This window comes from Bradyrhizobium sp. STM 3843 (assembly GCF_000239815.1).
Lineage (GTDB): Bacteria > Pseudomonadota > Alphaproteobacteria > Rhizobiales > Xanthobacteraceae > Bradyrhizobium.
In genome coordinates this window covers 1-5,035 of the sequence record NZ_CAFK01000339.1, presented here as the reverse complement: position 1 = coordinate 5,035, position 5,035 = coordinate 1, and the positions used below count along the sequence as shown (strand labels likewise).

Sequence of the window (5,035 nt, the reverse complement as noted above, 5' to 3'; positions counted from 1 at the left end):
AGAAATCATAGATTCTCATGTCATCCCGCCTCACATGAGGGGCGCTTCGCGATCGTCACGAACGTCGGGTGCGGGCTGCGATGGGGCGCATCGGGTTGCAGCGTGAGTCATCTCATGCCGACGAACAATCCCGATGCGCACGGTCAAGCCGTGTGGTCCTGGCGTCCCGGTGCTGACGCCAAGCTTGCGACGACGTTTCGCAGGCGACGGGGGCAAGAACGCCGGTCCCCGGGGAGAGCTCGGAGCAGCCGTCAAAACCATCGCGCAGGGAAGGCCGGTGCGATCCGGCTGAGCCTGTGGTTCCTGCCCCGTGCATCTTGTTCGCACGGGGGCCGCGGGTATCAGTCGATGCCCGGCCTTCCCTGCACCCTCTTCTTTCGAGGGAGCGAACGTCGATGCAAGACCCGGACGATACGCGCCGCGGGAAGGATGACGCATATGCGATGCTGTCCGGCAGGTGATTTGAAGGACGAGCCGATGCGCGTTTTTGATATCGCGTTGTCGCACATCCCCCGCCGCCCGCGCATGCGGGCGATCCAGTATTCCAGCGGCAGGGATTCACCGAACGGCCTCGGCGTACTGGATGCGCCGCATGCGCGGGGCATGACGACCAAAATGATGGCGCGAGCGCCAAGGATAGCTCCGAGAATTGGCGATCCCACGCTTGGCCACCTCACTCAGGAGCGCCACCCTCGGCCGTGTCAGTCCATCACCTCCAGCACCAGCTCCATTGTCATCAGCACCGGATTGTCGCCGCGGACCAGACGCCCCTGGGCCAGCGCGCCGGTGTAGTCGACCAGGGCGACGTCAAGCGTGGCTTCCGGCGTGCCGTCCGGTCCCGGCGCGATCAGGCCGGAGGTCACGGTCAGTTCGGTTGCAAACGGCTCGACATCTATTCCTTCGACGAAGCGCGCGCCGATGGTCGAGCCGACCCCGCCGCGGATCCGCGCATGACTGACGCCATGTGCGCGGCAAAATTCCTCGAGGGTGAGCGCGAAATCCTGGTTCGGCCGCAGCCGTACAGCGAAGGCGCGCCGATCCGTGGTGGCGCCGCTCGATGCCGTCGACACCGGCCCGAACAGCTTGAAATTGGTCTCCGGATCGGGCGCAGCGCTGAAGTCAGCACCATCGAGACCGAACGCGTCGACGACGAACGCTTCGGCGACGACGGTCTCCTCGGGCAGGATATGCCCACCGCTCTTACGACCACCCTCCTCTGTCCACAGCGCGTGGCAATGGAAGAACGGCGCCTCGTCGCGAACGCCCAACGTCATCGTTGCCGTCGACAGCCGCGTGATCCCCTGGGGACGGTAGGTTTCGCTGTAGAAGGCGGCGTGATCCGGCGTGGCCGACAGCGCCGGCATCACATAGGCCAACGGTCCGAGTGCGCCGCCGGCGATGTTGGCAACGCCACCGGCAAAGCCGTAGGCGGCGAAGCCCTGCCGCACCGCCTCCAGAAGCGGCAGGCCGGCGGGGACCGTGAAGCTGACGGCGCGGCCACGCGCTTCCACCCACTGGATGCGCTCCGCAACCGGCGACCCGGGTTGACGAACCTGACGCATGTCACCTCAGCCCTGCTTCGCGTTAAGATCGAGCAACCCGCGCGCGTCCAACTCGTCCCGCACCAGGCGCTTCGGCACCTTGCCGTAGCCGGATTTCGGCAAGGCATCCCAGAAGAAGAACCGCTTCGGCATCTTGTAGCGCGGCAGCTTGGTGGCGAGATATCCGGCCATGTCGGCCTCGCTCGGTGCCGCCACGCCCTCGCGCGCGACGCAGACGGCAACGCCGACCTCCCCCCACACGGGATCGGGCACGCCGAGCACGGCGACCTCGCCGATATCAGGATGAGTCAGGATCTTCTCCTCGACCTCGCGCGGATAGATGTTGGAGCCGCCGGAGATGTACATGTCGGAGGCGCGCCCGGTGATGTAGACGAAGCCCTGCGCATCCATGTGGCCGAGATCGCCGGTCCGGAACCAGCCGTTGCGAAATGCCTTCGCGTTGGCTTCGGGATTGTCGTAGTAGCCCGCGAACACCGCGGGGCCGATCACGCAGATCTCGCCGGTCTCGCCGGGCTTCAGCTCGCGGCCTGCATCATCCTGGATGCAGACCTGCATGCCGGTGCGCTCATAGCCGCAGGTCCCGATCCGCGCCTCAGGTCCGTCCTCCCCCTCGTGCAGCGGCGCCGGCAGCACGGTGATATTGCCGGTGACCTCGCCGAGCCCGAAATATTGCACGATGACCTTGCCGAGCTTGCCCAGCGCCCGCTTCTGGTCCTCGCGATACATCGGCGCGCCGGCATAGATGACGTGGCGCAGCGAGGAATGGTCGAACTGATCGACGGCGGGATGCTCGACCATCATCTTCAGGATCGTCGGCACGGTGAAGAGGTTGCTGACGCGATGGGTCTCGATCAAACGAAAAGCTTCGGCGATGTCGAACTTTTCGCTTGGCAACAGCACCGTCTTGGCGCCGCGCGCACTCTGCATCAGCTGATGCACGCCGGCGCCATGCGACAATGGCGCCACCACGAGCGAGGCGTCGTCCGCGGTCGTCCCCGGGGTCAGATCGGCGAGATGATTGGTGATCACGAACGCCATCTGGCCGTGCGTCAGCACCGCCGCTTTCGAGCGGCCGGTGGTGCCGGAGGTGAAGAAGAACCAGCAGGGGTCATCGTGCTCGACTGGCGCATTGTCGACTTGCGCACCGCGATGCGCTTCGATCGCTTCGCTCACCGTGCGCTCACCGAACGCGCCGGCCTCGCCGATGCGCCAGATGAAGGCAGGACCGGTCACGACCGCTGCATGATCCGGGAAGTCGCCGTGACAGAGAAACGCCTTGGCGCCCGAGGCAGTGGCGAGATAGGCGACCTCATCCGGCATCAGGCGGAAATTGGTCGGCACCCACACCGCGCCAAGCCGGAACGCCGCAAACATCGAGACGAACATCTCCTCGCAATTCTTGGAATGCACGAGGATGCGGTCGCCCTTGGCGATGCCGCGCTCAGCCAATGCCGCCGCGAGCGCAGATACCATCCGGTCGATCTCGCGCCAGGTCCAGGATCGTTCACCCCACACGAAGCCGACGCGATCGCCGAGCCTGCGGCCATTTTGCGTGACGATATGCGCGAGATTCATCACCCGGCGCGACATGCGCAGAAGGCCGCCTTGCGGCGCGAATTCCGTGACGGCTTCGCCGCTCATGGAGCCTCCACGACCGGCAGGCTGAACACGGTGAGCTCAGGCTTCATGGGCATTTCCTCAGGGAACAACGTGAGCGGCAGCAAGCCGAAATTGGCCTTCTGTTTATCGCCTTCCCACGATCGCCTGCAAGATCGGCACGACGATGTCATCGATAGCTTCGATTGCATCGAACGAACCGGCACGCCGCACGACAAATCTGGGGCGCGCCTGTGGCTCGCGCCTAGCGCCCGCGATCTCTCATACGAGGACAGCAATGCTCACCCGTCGCACCCTTCTGCTCGCCACCGCAACCACCCTTGCCGCATCATCTGTTCTGGCGCGGACGCCCGTTGCCAACGATCCGGTCGCAATCCTCACGGCGATCTATGGCCGCGCTGCCAGCGGCAAGGGAGATGGCGGCGGCGCTTTCATCATCGAGAGCAAAGCTGCAAAGGCGAAATACCTGTCGAAGTCGCTGATCGCGCTTTGGGCCAAGGCTGACGCGCACACGCCGAAGGGCGATATCGGTCCGGTGGATTTCGATCCCGTCACCAACTCGCAGGATCCGGACGTCGCCTCATTCAAGGTCACGACGGAAAAAATAGAAGCTGATAAGGCGACGCTGGCCGTGGTGTTCGCAGGCCATCGCAAAGACCGCAAGGATGAGGCTGAGCAGGTCATTCGCTACGATTTCGTGCGCGAGGCGGACAAATGGAAGATCGACGACATTAAGGGGGCGATCGAGGGTCAGGCCTGGTCGATCCGCGCACTGCTCGCGGACTCCCTGAAGAGCTGAGGAAAAGGAGAAGGCGCGATCCCGTGACTAGAGCCGGCGATGACGCAAGAAGCATAGCTGTGATGCGCGGCACAGCCGCATTGTGGTGTCGCACCTGTGCAAGCCGGCCGAAGCGGCTTACATCGGGGCAGCGATACGCGAAAGGTGGCTGCAATGGTCCGCGACAACAAGGAACAAAACCGCTTCGAGCTCGAGGTGGAAGGCCAAATTGCGTTCGCCAATTACCGGCTGACGCCGCAGGCCGTCATCATCACCCACACCGAGACGCCGATGGTGCTTCGCGGGCGCGGCATTGCCTCCGAGCTGGTCAAGGGCGCGTTGGAGCTGATCCGCAGCGACGGACGCAAGGTGGTCGCCGGCTGCAGCTTCGTCGCCGTCTATCTGCGGCGACATCCCGAATACCGCGATCTCGCGGCCTGAACGGCCCCGTAGAACTACTGGAAATGCCCCTCCCCGGTGCGTTGTTAACGCGATGGCTACGCGGACAGCGCAGCAGTGTCGGCCGGTCAAACGAACCAGATAACCGGGAGAGACGCGGATGTTTATCGCCGCGATTTTCGGCGCTCTCAAGCGCTACATCCACTACCGCATCCAACTGCTCTATTTCGAGGAGCTCGACGACCGCACCTTGTATGACATCGGCGTCAGCCGCTCCGAGCTTCGCGCCGAAGCGTGGGAGCACGCCGAGCACATGGTCGTTTGAGAAAGCGCCGCAAACAGCAATAGGGCCCGCACCATGGCGGGCCCTATGTTTTGTCCGCGTTTCGGCGCAGCCTCTAATGCTTGATCTCCGGCGGCAGCTTGCCGCCATTGGCGGCGAGCTTGGCCATCACCTGCTTGTGCAGCCAGACATTCATGCTTGCGGAATCGTTGGTGTCGCCGGTGTAGCCGAGTTCCTTGGCAAGCTCCTTGCGGGCGGCCAGGCTCGAATCGATATCGAGCGCCTTCATCAGGTCGACGATCGAGGTCCGCCATTCCAGCTTTTCATGTTTGGCTGCGGCCGCCTTGTCCACGATGGCGGCAACGTCGACGCTCTGCGGGGCGGCAGCTGGCGCCG

At 64.2% G+C, this 5,035-nt stretch carries 6 protein-coding genes; 3 read left to right on the top strand and 3 right to left on the bottom strand.

Going from position 1 to position 5,035, the window contains the following annotated elements; translation table 11 throughout:
* Positions 1 to 701: 701 nt before the first annotated feature.
* Together BRAS3843_RS37260 and BRAS3843_RS37255 are read right to left on the bottom strand one after the other, a co-directional pair.
* The gene (locus BRAS3843_RS37260) at positions 702 to 1,562 is read right to left on the bottom strand and encodes a DUF296 domain-containing protein (protein ID WP_008974466.1); all 861 of its coding nucleotides are present in this window, start codon (positions 1,560 to 1,562) and stop codon (positions 702 to 704) included.
* A 6-nt stretch (positions 1,563 to 1,568) separates the two neighbouring features.
* Positions 1,569 to 3,203: an acyl-CoA synthetase gene (locus tag BRAS3843_RS37255; RefSeq protein ID WP_008974465.1), complete on the bottom strand. Its 1,635-nt coding sequence runs from the start codon at positions 3,201 to 3,203 to the stop codon at positions 1,569 to 1,571.
* Positions 3,204 to 3,456: 253 nt separating this feature from the next.
* On the opposite strand from BRAS3843_RS37255, the gene BRAS3843_RS37250 reads away from it, so the two are divergent.
* From BRAS3843_RS37250 to BRAS3843_RS40165, 3 genes are all read left to right on the top strand, one after another.
* A complete protein-coding gene (locus BRAS3843_RS37250; RefSeq protein ID WP_008974464.1) occupies positions 3,457 to 3,978 on the top strand; it encodes a DUF3828 domain-containing protein in 522 nt (173 codons plus the stop codon).
* A gap of 144 nt (positions 3,979 to 4,122) precedes the next feature.
* Complete coding sequence (locus BRAS3843_RS37245; RefSeq protein WP_035984094.1) at positions 4,123 to 4,398, top strand: GNAT family N-acetyltransferase; 276 nt, start codon at positions 4,123 to 4,125, stop codon at positions 4,396 to 4,398.
* Between the two features lie 118 nt (positions 4,399 to 4,516).
* Positions 4,517 to 4,681, top strand: coding sequence for a DUF1127 domain-containing protein (locus BRAS3843_RS40165; protein WP_008974462.1), 165 nt, complete (start codon positions 4,517 to 4,519; stop codon positions 4,679 to 4,681).
* Between the two features lie 73 nt (positions 4,682 to 4,754).
* On the opposite strand, the gene BRAS3843_RS37240 is transcribed toward BRAS3843_RS40165, so the two are convergent.
* A partial coding sequence (locus tag BRAS3843_RS37240; RefSeq protein ID WP_035984092.1) for a DUF3597 domain-containing protein occupies positions 4,755 to 5,035 on the bottom strand: 281 nt, incomplete at its 5' end.

Excerpts from the sequence above, each read along its gene's own strand:
- BRAS3843_RS37250 (WP_008974464.1), top strand. The coding sequence starts at position 3,457 with ATGCTCACCCGTCGCACCCTTCTGCTCGCCACCGCAACCACCCTTGCC.
- BRAS3843_RS37255 (WP_008974465.1), bottom strand. The coding sequence starts at position 3,203 with ATGAGCGGCGAAGCCGTCACGGAATTCGCGCCGCAAGGCGGCCTTCTG.
- BRAS3843_RS40165 (WP_008974462.1), top strand. The coding sequence starts at position 4,517 with ATGTTTATCGCCGCGATTTTCGGCGCTCTCAAGCGCTACATCCACTAC.
- BRAS3843_RS37260 (WP_008974466.1), bottom strand. The coding sequence starts at position 1,562 with ATGCGTCAGGTTCGTCAACCCGGGTCGCCGGTTGCGGAGCGCATCCAG.